The 15,709-nt window shown below is 61.0% G+C and carries 17 protein-coding genes and 1 pseudogene; 12 read left to right on the forward strand and 6 right to left on the reverse strand.

The annotated features are described in order from the left end of the window. Positions 1–29 precede the first annotated feature (29 nt). Both AOZ07_RS06705 and AOZ07_RS18750 read left to right on the forward strand, forming a co-directional pair. Positions 30–1,796 carry a DEAD/DEAH box helicase gene (locus AOZ07_RS06705; protein ID WP_060701304.1) on the forward strand — a complete coding sequence of 589 codons (1,767 nt, stop codon included), beginning with the start codon at positions 30–32 and terminating at the stop codon, positions 1,794–1,796. A 176-nt stretch (positions 1,797–1,972) separates the two neighbouring features. Continuing rightward, the gene (locus tag AOZ07_RS18750) at positions 1,973–2,155 is read left to right on the forward strand and encodes a hypothetical protein (RefSeq protein WP_194943820.1); all 183 of its coding nucleotides are present in this window, start codon (positions 1,973–1,975) and stop codon (positions 2,153–2,155) included. Between the two features lie 73 nt (positions 2,156–2,228). Here AOZ07_RS18750 and AOZ07_RS06715 read toward each other — a convergent pair whose 3' ends face one another. From AOZ07_RS06715 to AOZ07_RS06725, 3 genes are all read right to left on the reverse strand, one after another. Continuing rightward, positions 2,229–2,846: a dihydrofolate reductase family protein gene (locus AOZ07_RS06715; protein WP_236995282.1), complete on the reverse strand. Its 618-nt coding sequence runs from the start codon at positions 2,844–2,846 to the stop codon at positions 2,229–2,231. Positions 2,847–2,895: 49 nt separating this feature from the next. Next, on the reverse strand, positions 2,896–3,489 hold the full coding sequence (locus AOZ07_RS06720) for an isochorismatase family protein (protein WP_060701306.1): 594 nt from the start codon (positions 3,487–3,489) through the stop codon (positions 2,896–2,898). A gap of 76 nt (positions 3,490–3,565) precedes the next feature. Continuing rightward, entirely contained in the window at positions 3,566–4,864 is a 1,299-nt protein-coding gene (locus AOZ07_RS06725) for a nicotinate phosphoribosyltransferase (RefSeq protein ID WP_060701307.1), read from the reverse strand. Between the two features lie 144 nt (positions 4,865–5,008). Between AOZ07_RS06725 and clpS the strand changes: the two genes are divergently transcribed. The 6 genes and pseudogenes from clpS to rdgB all read left to right on the forward strand — a co-directional run bounded on the left by clpS (position 5,009) and on the right by rdgB (position 9,299). Next, positions 5,009–5,293 carry an ATP-dependent Clp protease adapter ClpS gene (gene clpS, locus AOZ07_RS06730; RefSeq protein ID WP_060701308.1) on the forward strand — a complete coding sequence of 95 codons (285 nt, stop codon included), beginning with the start codon at positions 5,009–5,011 and terminating at the stop codon, positions 5,291–5,293. A 2-nt stretch (positions 5,294–5,295) separates the two neighbouring features. Beyond that, a complete protein-coding gene (locus tag AOZ07_RS06735; protein WP_060701309.1) occupies positions 5,296–5,874 on the forward strand; it encodes a DUF2017 domain-containing protein in 579 nt (192 codons plus the stop codon). 3 nt (positions 5,875–5,877) lie between these two features. Further along, positions 5,878–6,801, forward strand: coding sequence for a glutamate racemase (gene murI, locus AOZ07_RS06740; protein ID WP_060701310.1), 924 nt, complete (start codon positions 5,878–5,880; stop codon positions 6,799–6,801). After that, positions 6,798–7,592: pseudogene (locus AOZ07_RS06745) on the forward strand (MBL fold metallo-hydrolase); the annotation flags it as partial. The gene murI and the pseudogene AOZ07_RS06745, both read left to right, overlap by 4 nt. Before the next feature lie 340 nt (positions 7,593–7,932). Then, positions 7,933–8,667 (forward strand): ribonuclease PH, encoded by a 735-nt coding sequence (gene rph / locus AOZ07_RS06750; protein ID WP_060701312.1) that lies wholly within the window; start codon positions 7,933–7,935, stop codon positions 8,665–8,667. Continuing rightward, complete coding sequence (rdgB, locus tag AOZ07_RS06755) at positions 8,664–9,299, forward strand: RdgB/HAM1 family non-canonical purine NTP pyrophosphatase (RefSeq protein ID WP_060701313.1); 636 nt, start codon at positions 8,664–8,666, stop codon at positions 9,297–9,299. Before rph ends, rdgB begins: the two co-directional genes overlap by 4 nt. Positions 9,300–9,391: 92 nt before the next feature. Here rdgB and AOZ07_RS06760 read toward each other — a convergent pair whose 3' ends face one another. Genes AOZ07_RS06760 through AOZ07_RS06770 form a run of 3 tightly spaced genes read right to left on the reverse strand, consistent with a single transcriptional unit; the run spans position 9,392 to position 12,523 of the window. Continuing rightward, positions 9,392–11,128 carry a CotH kinase family protein gene (locus tag AOZ07_RS06760; protein ID WP_060701314.1) on the reverse strand — a complete coding sequence of 579 codons (1,737 nt, stop codon included), beginning with the start codon at positions 11,126–11,128 and terminating at the stop codon, positions 9,392–9,394. A gap of 7 nt (positions 11,129–11,135) precedes the next feature. Next, a complete protein-coding gene (locus AOZ07_RS06765) occupies positions 11,136–11,909 on the reverse strand; it encodes a polyphosphate polymerase domain-containing protein (RefSeq protein ID WP_060701315.1) in 774 nt (257 codons plus the stop codon). After that, complete coding sequence (locus AOZ07_RS06770; RefSeq protein ID WP_060701316.1) at positions 11,906–12,523, reverse strand: DUF4956 domain-containing protein; 618 nt, start codon at positions 12,521–12,523, stop codon at positions 11,906–11,908. Before AOZ07_RS06770 ends, AOZ07_RS06765 begins: the two co-directional genes overlap by 4 nt. Positions 12,524–12,877: 354 nt before the next feature. On the opposite strand from AOZ07_RS06770, the gene AOZ07_RS06775 reads away from it, so the two are divergent. The 4 genes from AOZ07_RS06775 to AOZ07_RS06790 all read left to right on the forward strand — a co-directional run bounded on the left by AOZ07_RS06775 (position 12,878) and on the right by AOZ07_RS06790 (position 15,525). Beyond that, the gene (locus AOZ07_RS06775; RefSeq protein ID WP_207758471.1) at positions 12,878–13,210 is read left to right on the forward strand and encodes a GntR family transcriptional regulator; all 333 of its coding nucleotides are present in this window, start codon (positions 12,878–12,880) and stop codon (positions 13,208–13,210) included. Positions 13,211–13,239: 29 nt separating this feature from the next. Next, positions 13,240–14,154 (forward strand): ABC transporter ATP-binding protein, encoded by a 915-nt coding sequence (locus AOZ07_RS06780; protein WP_060701317.1) that lies wholly within the window; start codon positions 13,240–13,242, stop codon positions 14,152–14,154. Beyond that, the gene (locus AOZ07_RS06785) at positions 14,151–14,846 is read left to right on the forward strand and encodes a hypothetical protein (RefSeq protein WP_060701318.1); all 696 of its coding nucleotides are present in this window, start codon (positions 14,151–14,153) and stop codon (positions 14,844–14,846) included. The genes AOZ07_RS06780 and AOZ07_RS06785 overlap by 4 nt, the downstream gene beginning before the upstream one ends. Positions 14,847–15,027: 181 nt before the next feature. Further along, a complete protein-coding gene (locus AOZ07_RS06790) occupies positions 15,028–15,525 on the forward strand; it encodes an SRPBCC family protein (RefSeq protein ID WP_060701319.1) in 498 nt (165 codons plus the stop codon). Positions 15,526–15,709: the final 184 nt, after the last annotated feature.

A 15,709-nucleotide genomic window follows, 5' to 3' on the forward strand; every position in this document is an offset into this window, starting at 1 on the left:
TCACACAGCACGCGGCCGGGAAAAGGTATATGACCGAGACACTCTTTGATTTTGGCGACAAGCTTCCACTGGAAGACAAGCTCCCCGTAGCGTATCCGGAACGTGCAGCCTGGGGAACCGGGCCCAAGCTTCGTGCCTGGCAGGCAGAGGCCCTGGCCCAGTACTTTGAAACCGAGCCCAGGGACTTCATGGCCGTGGCAACCCCCGGCGCAGGCAAGACCACCTTCGCGCTGCGCCTGGCCAAGGTGCTGATCGACTCCGGCAAGATCAACCGCATGATCGTAGTTGCCCCGACCGACCACTTGAAAAAGCAGTGGGCCGACTCGGCAGCGCGCGTGGGCATCGCCCTGGACCCGAATTACAAGAACTCGGATGGGCGCCACGGCTCGCACTACATGGGCGTGGTCGTGACCTATGCGCAGGTGGCCTTGAAGCCAGCGGTGCACCGTGCCAAGACCGAGAATGCCCGCACCCTGGTGATCATGGATGAGGTCCACCACGCAGGCGACGCCCTGTCCTGGGGCGATGGCATCCGCGAAGCCTTTGAACCTGCAACGCGCCGCCTGGCGCTGACCGGAACGCCGTTTCGCTCGGATGCCGCGCCGATTCCCTTTGTTCAGTACATCGACGAGGGTGACGGGATCCGCCGTTCCAAGGCCGACTACACCTATGGCTACGGCAACGCGCTAGCCGACCACGTGGTTCGACCGGTGCTCTTCATGGCCTACTCGGGCAATATGCGGTGGCGCACCGCCGCCGGCGAGGAAATGGAAGCCAACCTCGGCGAGGGGTTCACCAAGGATGTCACCGCCCATGCCTGGCGCACGGCGCTGGACCCGCATGGCGACTGGATCCCCTCGGTGCTGCAGGCAGCTGACCGGCGGCTGTCAGAGGTGCGCCGCACGGTCAAGGACGCGGGCGGGCTCATTATCGCCACCGACCATGAAGACGCCCGCGGATATGCTGCCCAGCTCGAGGCCATTTGCGGGGAGAAGGTCACCACCATTCTTTCCGACGACCCCAAGGCGTCGCAGAAGATTGACGACTTCTCCGCCTCGGAGGCCCGCTGGATGGTGGCCGTGCGAATGGTGTCCGAAGGCGTCGATGTGCCTCGGCTCTGTGTCGGCGTCTATGCCACCAGCACCTCGACTCCGTTGTTCTTCGCCCAGGCTGTCGGGCGCTTTGTGCGAAGCCGCAAGCGTGGTGAAGTTGCCAGCGTCTTCCTGCCCTCGGTGCCGATCCTGATGGCCTTGGCCAATGAGATGGAAGTCGAGCGCGACCATGCCTTGGACAAGGAAGGCTCCAAGGACGAAGACGGCCTGGACGACTCCTTGCTCGAGGAGGCCAACAAGGAAGACAAAGCCAGTGACGATCTGGTGCGCAGCAAGTTCGAGGCGCTCAATTCCCAGGCTTCTTTTGACCGGGTGCTCTTTGACGGCGGGGAGTTCGGCACCGGTGCTGATATCGGCAGCGATGAAGAACTTGGATTCCTTGGCATTCCGGGACTGTTGGAAACCGATCAGGTCTCCGAGCTGCTGCGCAAGCAGCAGAGCAAGCAGATTAATCGGGGCGGGACCAAGCCTGAACCGGTTTCGGATCACCGGCGGATGATGGATTTGCGCTCCAAGCTCTCCAAGAATGTCTCGGCGTGGGCTGCCCGCACCGGCATGCCGCACGGGCAGGTGCACAACAAGCTGCGCAGCGTGTGCGGGGGACCAGCGGTACCGCAGGCCACCGCGGACCAGCTGCAGGCTCGCATCGATAAATTGCAGGACTGGTTCGTCGGTCGCAAATAGGGGCATTGGGACAGGCTTGCGCGCTACCTCCGCTCGGGCCATCGGCTGGCACGGGGTGCATCCATCATGCTGCTCGTGCTGATCGCCATCTTCCAGCTGGGCAAGGCGCTGAGCCCAGGAATGGGGTCCCGCGGCTCCTCACTTCGCTGGATGCGGAACTGCACGAGCCCAGTGATATGGCTGCGCTGCGCGAAAATTTTGGCCTGGCCGTGGTTCTGGAGAAATGGCAGGCCTGGCAGCCTTGGCCTCGCCGCGGCTGGCACCTGGGGATAGTTCAACGCGTGCAGACTTTGGGATTCACCCTGGTTTGCCTTGACTTGGCCCGGCGCGGAGTGGCCCCACCGCACCCCGGCCCATGATGTCAATGGAGATGATTCAACGGCCGCATGCGGCAGGCGTTGTTACGGGAACTTGCCCTGGCGTCCGAGCGGGTCAAACACGATCGTAGGTTACGACCCGCACGCCTGAATCCAGTGCTGTTTCCCCGCTGAGGCGGAAGGACTGGATCTGGAACGGGCCATTGAACAGCGGGATGCCGGAACCAATGATCGAGCTGTGCTGTTTGAGCACGAGGCGGTCGATTTCCGGAAGCAAGCTGTACGCCAGGGTTCCACCGCCAACAAGCCACAGATCCTTGCCTTGCTCGGACTTGAGTTCGCGAACCCGTTCCAGTGCCTGGCCCCGGACCACTTCAATGGATGGATCCTCGGCCCTGAGCGTGGTTGAGAAGACGATGTGGCGAAGGTGCGGATAAGCATTGGTGAGCCCGGCGGCCAACCCGACTTCGTAGGAAGCCCGGCCCTCCAGCACCGTGTCGAAGAGCTGGCCTGGGCCGGTGACGCCCAAAGCCTGGCGCGCTGGCGCAGGCAGTGTCTCGGGGTATTGCCCGACGATGAAATCGATGTCGCTCTTGGCCACCGGGAAATACGGTTCTCCGCTGGGATCGCCGCCATCTGGGCCGGCAATATAGCCGTCTAGTGTCGAGGCCACGTAGTACACGAGCTTTCGCATGCTCATCCCTTCTCCGGACATCTCTTGTGCCCTCAGCATGCCATATCCTGGCCGCCGGTCAAGCGCATTGCCCAGTGCCGGGCCAGTATTAGCCGAGGCTCAGGACGGTCACGCCGGAAGCGCGCAGTTCATCGTGGACTTCTGGCAGCATGCCGGGGCTGACCGCAGCGGTCAATGGCGAGATCACCGTGGTGGCAAGTCCTTCGGCCGCGGCGTCCAGGGCGGTGGCGCGCACGCAATGGTCCGCGGCGAGACCCACGATATCTACTGCGGTAATGCCACGGGCGGCAAGCCAGGGCGCCAAGAGCATGCCGTTCTCGTCCCCGAGCGGCGCCGAAGGATCCAGCTCGCGTGCTTCGAAGCCCGAATACGCAGCGGTGTAACGGCCCTTCGCGAAGCGGGCATCGACCGGTATTTCCCGGATCAGCGGATGCAGTGCTGCGCCGTCGGTGCCTGCGACACAATGCACCGGCCACGAATCAACAAAATCGGGCGATGCGGAAAAATGCGATCCAGGATCAATGTGCCAGTCCTGCGTGGTGACTATGGCCGAATAGCTCTGGCGGCGCTCGGCCACGTCGCTGGCGATGGCCGCAGCCACGGCGTTTCCACCGGTCACGGGCAAGGCTCCGCCTTCGCAAAAGTCAGGTTGCAGATCAATGATCAGCAGGGCTCGGGTCATAGCGTGCTCCTTGAGGCGGGCCGGCGATTCCACGTGAGGAAAGGCTACGGCCCGCAACTGAGATTCTGGTGTGTTTTCAGTCCTGGATCATGATCGTTGGGATCACTGGCTCGCCGCGCTGCAGCTTGCGGGCTATGCCGGGCAGTTCCTGGGTGGAAGCACGGTGGCGTTCGGTGGCCTTGTGGACTCCGGCAGCACCCGTGTACGACATGTCGATCTCCCCATTGACCACCAGCGGCACCACCAGGCCGCGCTCTGGGCCTCCGGTGGTGTGCTCGGTGGTGGAGACAATTTCGGCCACGGCGCGGTCGCGGTCATTGAGCTGTCGCACCGCGTGCTTGCGCCCGCCGACGCTGGCCTTGTTGGCGGCAGCCTTGGCCACCGGGATCCAGCTGCCGGCATCATCCTGGCGGGCCACCAGCTTGTAGACCATCGAAGCGGTGGGGTGCCCGGAACCGGTGACCAGCGCGGTGCCCACGCCGTAGGCATCAACCGGCGCACTGGCCAATGCGGCAATCGCATACTCATCCAGATCGGAGGTGACGGTGATCTTGGTGTTCCAGTTGCCCAGGTCATCGAGCAGCTGGCGCACCCAGCCGGCCTGCTGGACCAGGTCGCCGGAGTCCAGGCGGACACCGCCCAGTTCAGGGCCGGCGACCTCAACGGCGGTGCGCACCCCATTCTCGACATCGTAGGTATCCACCAGCAAGATGGTGTCCTTGCCCAGCGACGCCACCTGGGCTTCGAAGGCTGCCCGCTCCGAATCATGCAGCAGAGTGAACGAGTGGGCAGAGGTGCCCACGGTTTTCAGCCCGTAGCGCGCACCGGCTTCCAGATTCGAGGTCGAGGTGAACCCGGCGATCATGGCAGCGCGAGCGGCGGCGACGGCCGACTCTTCATGGGTGCGGCGCGAACCCATTTCGATGCAGGGGCGGTCCCCGGCCGAAGCGATCATGCGCGAAGCCGCCGAGGCAATGGCCGAGTCATGGTTCATGACCGACAGCAGGTAGGTTTCAATCACGCAAGCTTCGGCGAAGGTGGATTCCACGGTCAGCAGGGGCGAGTTGGGGAAGTAGAGCTCGCCTTCGGCGTAGCCGGAGATGTTTCCGCTGAAACGGTAGTTTTCCAGGTACTTGATGGTCTGCGCGTTCACCACCCGGTGATCCCAGAGGAAACGGAGCTGCTCTTCGTCGAAGTGGAAGTCGACAAGGCCCTCCAGCAGGCGGCCGGTGCCGCCGACTACGCCGTAGCGTCGACCCTCGGGCAAGCGCCGTGCGAAAGCTTCAAACACGGATGGGCGGTGGGCCGCACCGGACTCGAGGGCCGCCTGAAGCATGGTCAACTCGTAGTGGTCGGTGAAGAGGCTGGTGCGCATGGGACGCTCCTGGGGATCGAAAAAAGTATCAGCGGTGGTGCTGCGCGTTCTGGCAGACCGGTTTTACTGTATAACGCCTCACGCTGAAGGTGATATTTACCGTGTCCTGCGTGGCGTTCAGGATCCGCGCGTAAAATAGGGATCATGACCGCAATGCCCGATGTACTTCCCGAAATGGAAACAGCCTCCACCAGCGAAAAGCCCTGGCGCTTGATCGTGTGGAATGACCCGGTGAACTTGATGAGCTACGTGGCTTATGTGTTCCGTTCCTACTTCGGTTTCACGGCGGAAAAGGCCGAACAGCTCATGCTGCAGGTGCATCATGATGGTTTTTGCGCTGTGCGCAGCGGCAGCCGCGAGGCCATCGAATCCGATGTCCAGGCCATGCACGGATTCGGGCTCAATGCGACCATGACCCAGGAGGCCTGAGCGTGGCCAAGGCCTTCAAAAACGGTGCCCACGGAATTACCGGCACCCTGCACTCGGCTGAGCGCAAATTGCTTCGCGAACTTTTCAGCGACGTGATCACCATGCTCGAAGAACGTGCCGAGGTGCATCGGCTGCCCGAGGACATCGACCCCTTGTACGCACTGACCGGGATGCGTCCCGAGTCGATGGACTTGCCTCCGGTCTCCGATCCGGGGCTGGCCAGGCTTCTGCCCGATGCCAGTGATGACCCGGTGGTGGCTGCAGAGCACCGGCGGCTGACCGAAGCGGACCTGATTGCGCAAAAAGCCGGCCGGCTGCGCGAGGCCCAGTTCCTCCTGGAAACCGACAAGATCGTATTGGACAAGGACAAGGCGCAGCGCTTCGCCCAGGCGTTGAACGATGTCCGGCTGGTTCTGGCCGAGCGCCTGGAGATCCGCGATGAGCAAGATGCCGCACGGGTTTCCCAGATGCTGGATGCCGCCGACGTTGAAACTCCCGAAGAGTACCTGGCCCTGGTCTACAACCTGGTTTCGTGGGTACAAGATACGTTGATGGGTGCACTGATGGATGCGGAGTCCTGATCGATGAATTCCTATTTTGCCACCGGCCAGGTTTCAGTTCCCGACTCCGATACGCCAATCGGCATTTTCGATTCCGGGGTCGGGGGATTGACCGTCGCCCGGGCGATTATCGACCAGCTGCCCGGCGAGTCGCTGATCTATGTGGGGGACACCGCTAATTCCCCCTATGGCCCGTTGCCTATTGCCCAGGTGCGGGCCAACGCCTTGGGCGTCATGGACGAATTGGTGGATGCCGGGGTGAAGCTGCTGGTGATCGCGTGCAATTCAGCTTCGGCCGCTGTGCTGCGCGATGCCCGTGAACGGTACACCGCCCGATACGGAATCCCGGTGGTGGAAGTCATCCAGCCGGCCGTGCGGCGTGCGGTGGCCGGCTCCAAGAATGGCAAGATCGGGATCATCGGCACGCAAGCCACGGTGGGCTCGCGCGCCTACGAAGACGCGTTTGCCGCCGCCCCGAACTTGCAGGTGACCTCGGTGGCGTGCCCGCGATTCGTGGAGTTCGTGGAATCCGGCATTACCGCGGGAGCAGAACTTCTGCAGATCGCCCAGGAGTACCTGGCGCCGTTGCAGGAAGCAGGCGTGGACACCCTGATTCTGGGATGCACCCACTATCCGCTGCTGACCGGCGTGATTTCCTATGTCATGGGCGATGGCGTCACTTTGGTTTCCAGCGCGGAAGAAACAGCGAAGGATGTTTTCCGCGCCTTGACGCGGCATTCGCTGGTGCGCGAAGACGGCATCGCGGCGCGTCATGAGTTCCTTGCCACAGGCAACGCTGATAGTTTTGGTGTACTGGCTCGCCGTTTCCTCGGACCCGAGGTGTTGCAGGTGCGCCACGTGGACCATGTGGCCGCCCACTACCCGACCGGCGCTATTGCGCGGATTACTCCGCAAATGATCGCCGCGTCGAAAGCGAGAAACGAATGAAGCTGACCATCATTGGATGCACCGGGTCGTTCCCGGGACCGGGCTCACCCGCGTCCTGCTACCTGGTGTCGGCCTTTGATGGCACGCGCGACTGGAAGATCCTCCTGGATCTGGGCTCCGGCGCGCTGGGTGTTCTGCAGCGCTACACGGATCTCAAGGACATCGATGGGATCATGATTTCCCATTTGCACCCGGACCACTGCATGGACCTTTGCGGCTTGCACGTTGCGATCCGCTGGGACCCGAACGGCTGGGGCCGCGACCGGATGCTGGTGCACGGGCCCGAAGCGACCGCAGACCGCATCGAAACTGCCTATTCCTTGCCCGATGGCGACACCATGGCCAAGGATTACGACTTCCAGGTGTGGCAGCCGAATAAGCCAGTGAAAATCGGTCCATTCACCATCACCCCATATCCGGTGCGCCACCCGATTGAAGAAGCCTACGCCTTGCGCGTGGAGGCCAGCGAACCCGGTCCGGACGGTGAGCTGCTGACCAGCGTGCTGACGTACTCGGGCGATACCGACACCTGTGATGGCCTGGTGGAAGCGGCCAAGGACGCCGACATGTTCCTCTGCGAGGCTGCCTTTGAAGAAGGCCGCGATGACCACATCGACGGGGTGCACCTGACCGGCAAGCGAGCAGGCGAGATGGCCACGGCTGCTGGCGTTGAACGCATGCTTTTGACCCACATTCCCGTCTGGACCGATATCAACAAGGTCGTCGAGGAAGCCAAGGGAACCTATGACGGCGGCATTGCCGTGGCGGTATCCGGCGTGACCTACGGCGTCTATTCGGGCAGCCTGAAGGAAGACAAGGACCCGGCCCTGTTCAAGGGGGAGCGCGGTACCGATTACCTCAAGACGCGTACCGGAACTTTGCCGACCATCTCCTATGAAAAAACGCGCAAGTTCCCGCTGCTCAAGCGCAAGAAGTAGAGATCCAGCAAAAGAACAGCGCCATTGAATCGGCAACTCGGATTCGAAGGCGCTGTTCTTGTGTTTCTGCACGGCACCATCGCACCAATTCCCGGAGGCTGGCGATGAAGCAGAGCGCCGGCGAGGTGCATTTCACCGTAATGCTGGGGCCATCTCGTGAAATTCTGGTCTCCAGCGTGGTTAGGATGGAACCATGACTTTACGCGCTGACGGCCGAGGAGCCGCGCAACTTCGAGACATCACCATCACCCGCGGCTGGTCCGCCCAGGCCGAAGGGTCTGCACTGATTGAATTTGGCAACACCCGGGTACTGTGCACCGCTTCCTTCACCGAAGGGGTGCCGCGCTGGCTCAAAGGCCAGGGCACCGGCTGGGTCACCGCCGAATACGCCATGCTGCCGCGTGCCACGAACACCCGCAACTCCCGCGAATCGGTCAAGGGCAAGCTGTCCGGACGCACCCACGAGATCTCGCGCCTTATTGGACGCTCGCTGCGCGCCGTGGTGGACACCAAGGCGCTGGGCGAAAACACCATTGTTCTTGACTGCGACGTGCTGCAGGCCGACGGCGGCACCCGTACCGCGGCAATCACCGGCGCCTATGTGGCATTGGCAGAATCCATTTCCTGGGCCCGTTCGCAGGGCATCGTGAAGGAAAACGCCAAGGTGCTCACCGACTCGGTCGCCGCCATCTCCGTCGGCATCATCGACGGCACCCCAATGCTTGACCTGCCGTACGAGGAAGACGTCCGCGCCGAGACCGACATGAACGTCGTGGTCACCGGTTCCGGCGACTTCGTCGAAGTACAGGGCACCGCCGAAGGCGTTCCATTCAAGCGCTCCGAACTGGATTCGCTGCTTGACCTTGCCCTGGGCGGAACCAACGAGCTGGCACAGATCCAGCGCGACACCTTGAAAAACGGCAAATGAGCCAGCCAGTTCTAGTTCTCGCTTCGCATAACCAGGGCAAGCTGCGTGAGCTTCGCGAATTGCTGCGCGGACAGGTGCCAGGCCTGGATGTCGACTCCCAGGTCATTGACGCGGCCACCGCGGGGGCCACGGATCCGGTCGAAGACCAGGTGACCTTCCAGGGCAACGCGCTGAAAAAGGCCCGTGAAATTGCCGCGTCCACCGGACTGGTTGCGCTCGCCGACGATTCTGGCTTGAGCGTCGACGTGCTCGGTGGCGCGCCGGGCATCTTCTCGGCTCGCTGGTCCGGGGTCCACGGAAATGACGAGGCAAATATCGACTTGCTGCTCGCGCAGCTTGGCGATATCGCCGCTGAGCATCGCGGGGCGCAGTTCGTCTGTGCCGCCGCCTTGGCGACCCCGGACGGCGGCGAGCACGTTAAGCTGGGCCAGGTCGAGGGACTGCTGCGTACCGAACGTGCCGGCGAGCATGGCTTCGGATATGACCCCATCTTTGAACCGGCCGGGGCTGGCAAGTCGATGGCAGAGCACACGCCGGAAGAGAAGAATGCGATCTCGCATCGCGCTCGGGCCTTCGCTGCCTTGCTGCCTGCGATCGTGGAGGCCGTGAGCAAGGCCTTGGAGAACAACTGATTTTCACCGCATAACGCCAGCTGGCACCTCCCCTCGTGGAAAGTGCCAGCTGGCGTTTGCCATGCCCGGCCAGGCTGCCGATCTGCCCGGTATCAGGAATTTGAAGTCGTTGAAGCGCCGGGCGTTGCTTCATCTTCTTCGGTCTTTGGAGCGGTAGAGGGCTGCTGGGAGCTCGGGGTGGATGACTGCGCTGAATCCGAGGTGAAATGCGAACGGATGGCGTCCGCTTCGCTGCTCACTGTTTCTGAATCAATCAGGTCGCTGGCTTCGTTGTTCAACAGCGTGGTCCACTTGTCGAGGATTTCCTCGGCGGTGCCGGATTCATAGAGCTTGTCTGCCAGTTCGGTCTTGGCAGCTTCATACTGTGCCTTGAAGTCTTCATCCGCCAGGAACCGGGTCACCAGCGGGTTGGATTTCCCGCCCATCGATTTGCCGCCGTTTTGGCCGCCTGCAGGATTGTCCTTGGTGGCCTGCGTCGTATCGCCGGTGGCTTTGGTGCCGTCCGCTGGATTCTGCTCTGGGGGAGCCATGGTCCCATCGGGCGCGCCGCCTTGGCCATTCATCCCAGGCCGCTGCCCTCCGCCGCCGAAGGACAGGCCTTCTGGCATCTCGCCCTTGGCCAGATCCTTCAGCACGTCGATCAATTCGGTTCCGTCTTCCAAAGCCATTTGCTCTGGGAGCTCGACGCCGTCCGGCACCGTCCCTGCCTCGATTTGCTTCTTGGCGTCGGAGAGCTTCAAGCCATCGGGCAACATGCTGGTGAGCAATGAATCGGCATCCATCTTGCCGGGCCCGCCTCCGTTGCCACCGCCCATCGGACCGCCGCCGCCCATCCCGCCTGGGCCAGAGCCGAAGGAAAGGTTTTGATCCCATGCGACGACCGTCATCTTCTTCGTGGCTGCGTCATATCGCAGGAAGGAGTTGTTGCCCGGCCCGTCAATATCATCGGTGTTAGACACCAGATCCTGCATGGCCAAGTACGTTGCGAACTGGCCGGTGTCCAGGTAGTCCGATAGCTTGCTGGAGAAATCTTCATCCGATGAGTTGTTCACAAAATCCAGGAACGTGGCCACCGGAGTGAGATCGTCCGCCCCGGATTCCACTTCAAAGGCAGTTTCATAGTCGCTGGCTGCGTCTCCGCGGTAGGAGTAATCGCCATCGGCGTCGGCCTTGTAGGTGATGCCCTCGCCGTCAAAAGTCTCCTCGCTGTAAAGCTCATCGGAGGGGTTGTCTATGACCAGGCGCAGTTCGGCATCCGAACCGTTCAGCGAGAAGCGGGTGGCCGCCGCATGCTCGGTGGCGAGGCCCGCTTCGCCAAGAAGTTCAAGTGCCACGGCCTCATTCAGCGAGGATTCGCTGGAATTGGTCCTGATGACAAACTCTGTTCGTCCCGAATAGCTCTGGTTGCCTTCGAACTTGTCCAGCCGCAGAATCCACGGCAGCGATGCGGGATCCGATGATTCGTCAGCGCCGCGAAGAGTGGAGTTCCCCTTCAGCTTTATGCCCACGTTTTTGAATGTTGTCCCGTCAATGGTGACCTCGGCGGAAATCCAATCTTTGGTTCCGTCAGCCGCATAGGCCTTCAGCGCGGCGGTGATGTCGTCGGGTTCAGCGCTCACACTGATCTCATGTACGGAATCTGCGTTGAAGAATGCCGCCGTTTCGGTGCTGAGACTAGTGTTCACGACACTCTGCGCCGATGCTGGATTGGTGCAACCGGCAAGAGCCAGTGCGGCGATGGACAAAGATGCGACGGCAGCCATGGCCCGTGGGGTTTTGAACCGGAATTGGCGCGGGGACTGCGCCCGGTGGCGGGGTGAGTCAATCATGATGCTCCTATGGGTGCAGGGATACTGCGGTGGATAATTTGTGCTTGGTTGTTTTGTGCCAGCGGTTGGCTGGAAGATGCTGGTGGATCAAGCTCATTCCGGTGGCAAATTTTGAGATCCGTGACGGCCGGATCTGGTGGCTCCAGAGCAGTTTGTCGGCTGGGCCAGCGTTCAAGGCCGACTTTGTTTCCACGATGATCTCGTTGCATTCGAGGCGGAACCCGGACTGCGGATCCGTCCAGATCAGGTTGTTGTCCACGGTGACGCGGCTATTCGACTGCGGCAGGTACAGGGTGGTGCGTGAGTAGGACGAATCAATAACCGGGGTGAGTTCGGCCGGTGTGATGGGGCAGCTCCCCAGCTCGTGCTCCAGAGTCTCGTGGATGTACTCCAGCGAATCTTTGCCCAGCGCACTACGGGCCGCAAAGGGGTGTTCGATTCGTTCCTTCACCGTCTGTTCGCGCGCCCCCTCGGTTTTCACCTCCAGGTAGCACCGCTCGGTATCCATGTAGCTTCGGGTGCGAATCTTGAAGCGGCGCCGGCGAGGATGCGCGGCCAGGTGAAAGCTGGCCAGATCAGGGGTATCGAAGTAGACCGAGGTGTAATCCGATGCGCGGCGCCCTTCGATGGACAGGACCAGTGCTTGCTTCGCCAAGAGCGGGAGGACTTCCCTGGCCTGCTGCGCGGTGAGAATGTATTTGCGGTCGGTGCGGGTCTGGAGCGCGGCGGCCGCATTGAGCTCGTCGAGGCTTATGGTTTCTAGCTGATCGGTGAAATTCATCGTGTTTGCCCCGTAATGACTTCGTGGTTCTCGACGGTGCGTGATGATGGTTGTTCAATCAGGCCGATTCGTGGTGCGGAGAAACGGACCTTGACGATGGTCTTGTCATTGACAAGGTCCAGCTGCTGGACCACAGCCTGGTGAATCGTGGCTCCATTGAGGAGCAAGCCGAGGTGGGCATGGAGTTCTTCATCGTTGGCGATGGCCCGGTCCAGGATGACTTCCTGATGGCGGTAGGTAGGCAGGACCCTTGAGTGGTCGGCAACGAGCATCGCGATCAGGATGAGGCCCACCAGTGCCAGGGGAAGCCAGATGGGCGTTGGACCCATGCCGGTGATCAAGCCGATGGCCAGGGCTGAGAAATAGTAGGCGATTTCGTGCTGTTCCAGCTCGGTCGAGCGCAGGCGGATGATGGAAAGAACTCCGAAAAGTCCCATGCCCAGTCCGGCGCTGACGGTACTTCCGGCCAAGGCGGTCGCGACGGCGAACACCCCGATGTTGATTCCGATGTAGGACACAGCCAAATCCCGGCGTCGATGGCGGCGAAGGTAAAGACCAAAAGTAAGAATCAAAATGGCGGCGACGTCGGCGGCCGCAAAAAGCAAGATGTTCATGGAGTTCCTTGTAGTGCTTCGAAAAGGGGGCTGTCATAAGTCTTGAATTGATTGCTGTGCGGTTCGTAGGGCAACCTCATGTAGCAGCTAAGGGGCAGGTCAAACGCCACTCGTTGACAGGAAAAACTTTGCTTTCTGGGTGTTGAAAAGCGCGGAATAACGCGAATTTTCGACGTGATTTGGGAATTTGTATGCATTTATTATGAGAATGCCCAGAAAGCTAAGCCCTCAGCACTTGTGCTCTGCCGCCCTAGGTTCTATGGTTAGTTACATGAGTAACTAACCCACTAACTTGGATGGTGGGAGCAAGCACGGGGAGGAGCCGGTGTGATCGATGATTCGAAACCGATTTTCATGCAGATCGCTGAGCTGATTGAGAACGACATCATTTCTGGTGTTCTCGCCGAAGAGGCGCAAGTGCCCTCCACCAACGAATTCGCCGTTTTCTATCGAATCAACCCAGCCACCGCGGCCAAGGGCATTAATCGATTGGTCGAGGATGGACTTCTCTACAAGAAGCGGGGGATCGGCATGTTCGTCACGCAGGGTGCGCCGACGCGGCTGCGTGAAAAGCGCCGGGAGAAATTCCAGCAGCAATTCATAGCTCCACTTACCGCCGAGGCTTCGAACCTCGGCATCGGCATCGACGAACTGGTCGCGATGATCAGAACCGGTTCGGAAGCCTGAAACTTCATCACTAGGCAGGGAGGAATGGCATGACACGATCAACAGCAATCGCCACCCGCGGGCTGACCAAGACCTACAAGGACGTCAGGGCGCTGGATAACATCAATCTGGATCTGGAACCCGACCGGATCTACGGCCTGCTCGGGCGCAACGGCGCCGGCAAGACCACCCTGATGTCCATCTTGACCGGGCAGAACTATCCGGACCACGGCTCCGCCCTGATCTTCGGGCATGAGCCATTCGAGCACGACCCAACGCTCTCGCGCATCTGCTTCATCCGCGAATCCCAAAAGTACCCGGAAGACTTCAAAGTCCATCAGGCTTTCACCGCCGCGGCGATGTTCTTCGAGAACTGGGACGAGCAATTGGCGCAAAATCTGGTTCAGGACTTCGGGCTGCCGATCAAGCGCCGGATCAAGAAACTCTCGCGGGGCCAGCTTTCCGCAGTGGGCGTCATCATCGGCATGGCCTCACGCGCCGAAATCACCTTTTTCGACGAACCATACCTCGGCTTGGATGCTGTGGCTCGGCAGGTTTTCTACGACCGCTTGGTTGAGGATTTTGCCGAATACCCGAGAACCATCGTGCTTTCCAGCCACCTGATCGACGAGGTCGCGAACCTGCTCGAACACGTCATCGTGATCGACAAGGGCCGGATCGTCATCGACTCCGACGCTGAAGACCTGCGCGGCGCGGCCGTGACGGTGACCGGCGAAGCGGCCAAGGTCCAAGAATTCATCGGCGCTGCCACGGTGCTGCATCGCGATGGGCTCGGTGCGCTATCCAGTGTCACCATCAGAGCCGATCTGGACGCAGGCCGCCGGGAGCAGGCGAAGCTCATGGGACTGGACTTGAGCCCGGTCTCGCTGCAGCAATACGTAGTCCGCAGCGCCTTGAACGATGCAACCGCAGCAACAAGCGACAAGACGGAGGCCCGGTCATGAACCGCACCATCAAAGTTGCCCGAATGCAGCTGATAAACAAGGCTACCTTCATCGGCATTCCACTGATGATCCTGGTCAGCGCCTTCCTCTTTACGCTCGCCATCTGGTGGTTGGTCCGCCGCAATGGCGGTGACGGCGTGCTGTATGGCGGTGGCGCCCAAGCACCGATGTGGTATTTTCTTGCACTCGGTATCCAGGCGCTGACCATGACCTTCCCCTTCTCCCTGGGGATGAGCATTTCTCGGCGGACTTTCTATGTCGGAACTGTGGCATTATTTTCCGCCTGTGCCTTGGTGCTCTCGGTGTTCTACTACCTCATGGGACTCATTGAAACCGCCACCGGAGGCTGGGGCATGGACGGACGATTCTTCGCCTTGCAGTGGATCGCCGACAATAGCTGGTTCGTTCAGATCATGTTCTATTTCGTGCTCATGGTATTGCTGTTCATGATCGGTTTCCTGATTGCCACGATCTATATGCGTTGGCGGCAGGCGGGAATGGTGGTCTTCTTCACCGCCCTCGGACTTTTGATCTTGGGGGTCATCGCGATCTTCACGTTCACTGAATTCTGGGGTCCGTTCTGGGACTGGGCATTGACCTGGACCGCAGCCGGGGTCACCCTCTGGGGAGGCGCGGCCGCCGTGCTGCTGGCCACAGGTTCCTATGTCACGCTGCGCAAGGCCACAGCCTAGGCCAGGGGCAAGCACACGCCGCCCGGTTTCTGTTTCCCGAGGACAGGAATCGGGCGGTGTCTGACGCAGACCAAGGGGCTCGGCCGCCGGGGAGCGAACCTTGCTATTCTTTTTGCAACTCAGGACGATTGCCAGCTGGCCGGCCATGTCGTCCTCTTCCCGAGCACGAAGGAGAACTTGAATGAGTACCCGAGCCACTGGAACCCGGGCAGCCAACGGGGCTTTGGAACTTCGACGAAATTTTTCCCAGGCTCCTGGCGAATTATGGAAATATCTCGTCGACTCGGAACGCCTGGCACTCTGGTTCGGTCCGTGGAGCGGGGATCCGCACACCGGTGCAGTTGATATGGTGTTGCTGGCTGAAGAAGGCCACCCTAGTGCGCGCGTGGAAATCCTGGAGTGCGACAGGACTGGTTTTGTCCTGAAAGTGCGTACAGGAGAAGGAAGCCAAAGCTGGCAACTGGAACTCTTCATCGAAACCTCGGTCGATGGCAGCGAACTGATCTTCCAAATGCCGGGAATCGACCCTGCGATGGCCGGGTCCGTGGGCCCGGGCTGGGAGTTCTATCTCGATCGGCTGGCAACGGCGGCCGCAGGAGGCGACCCCGCAGCTGTTGTTTTCGAACCCGATTATTATCCGGCACTGAGCGGCTACTACGACCAGCTCTTTCGCCCATGAGCTGGCAGCGCTTGCGGATCGGCCCGAGCCGGTCCTTCACTGTGTGATCTTTCCTGCTTGTTGTGCACCTCCTTGGCCTCATTCCGACAAATTATTGCAGGTCAAGGGTCGAGAGAGGGCTTCAGGTCGGCGAATGAGCGGCCGCGGCTCGGATCGCTTGGGCGGGCACGGATGCCGGGAGCAC

It is taken from the genome of Glutamicibacter halophytocola (genome assembly GCF_001302565.1).
In the GTDB taxonomy this organism is placed as follows: domain Bacteria; phylum Actinomycetota; class Actinomycetes; order Actinomycetales; family Micrococcaceae; genus Glutamicibacter; species Glutamicibacter halophytocola.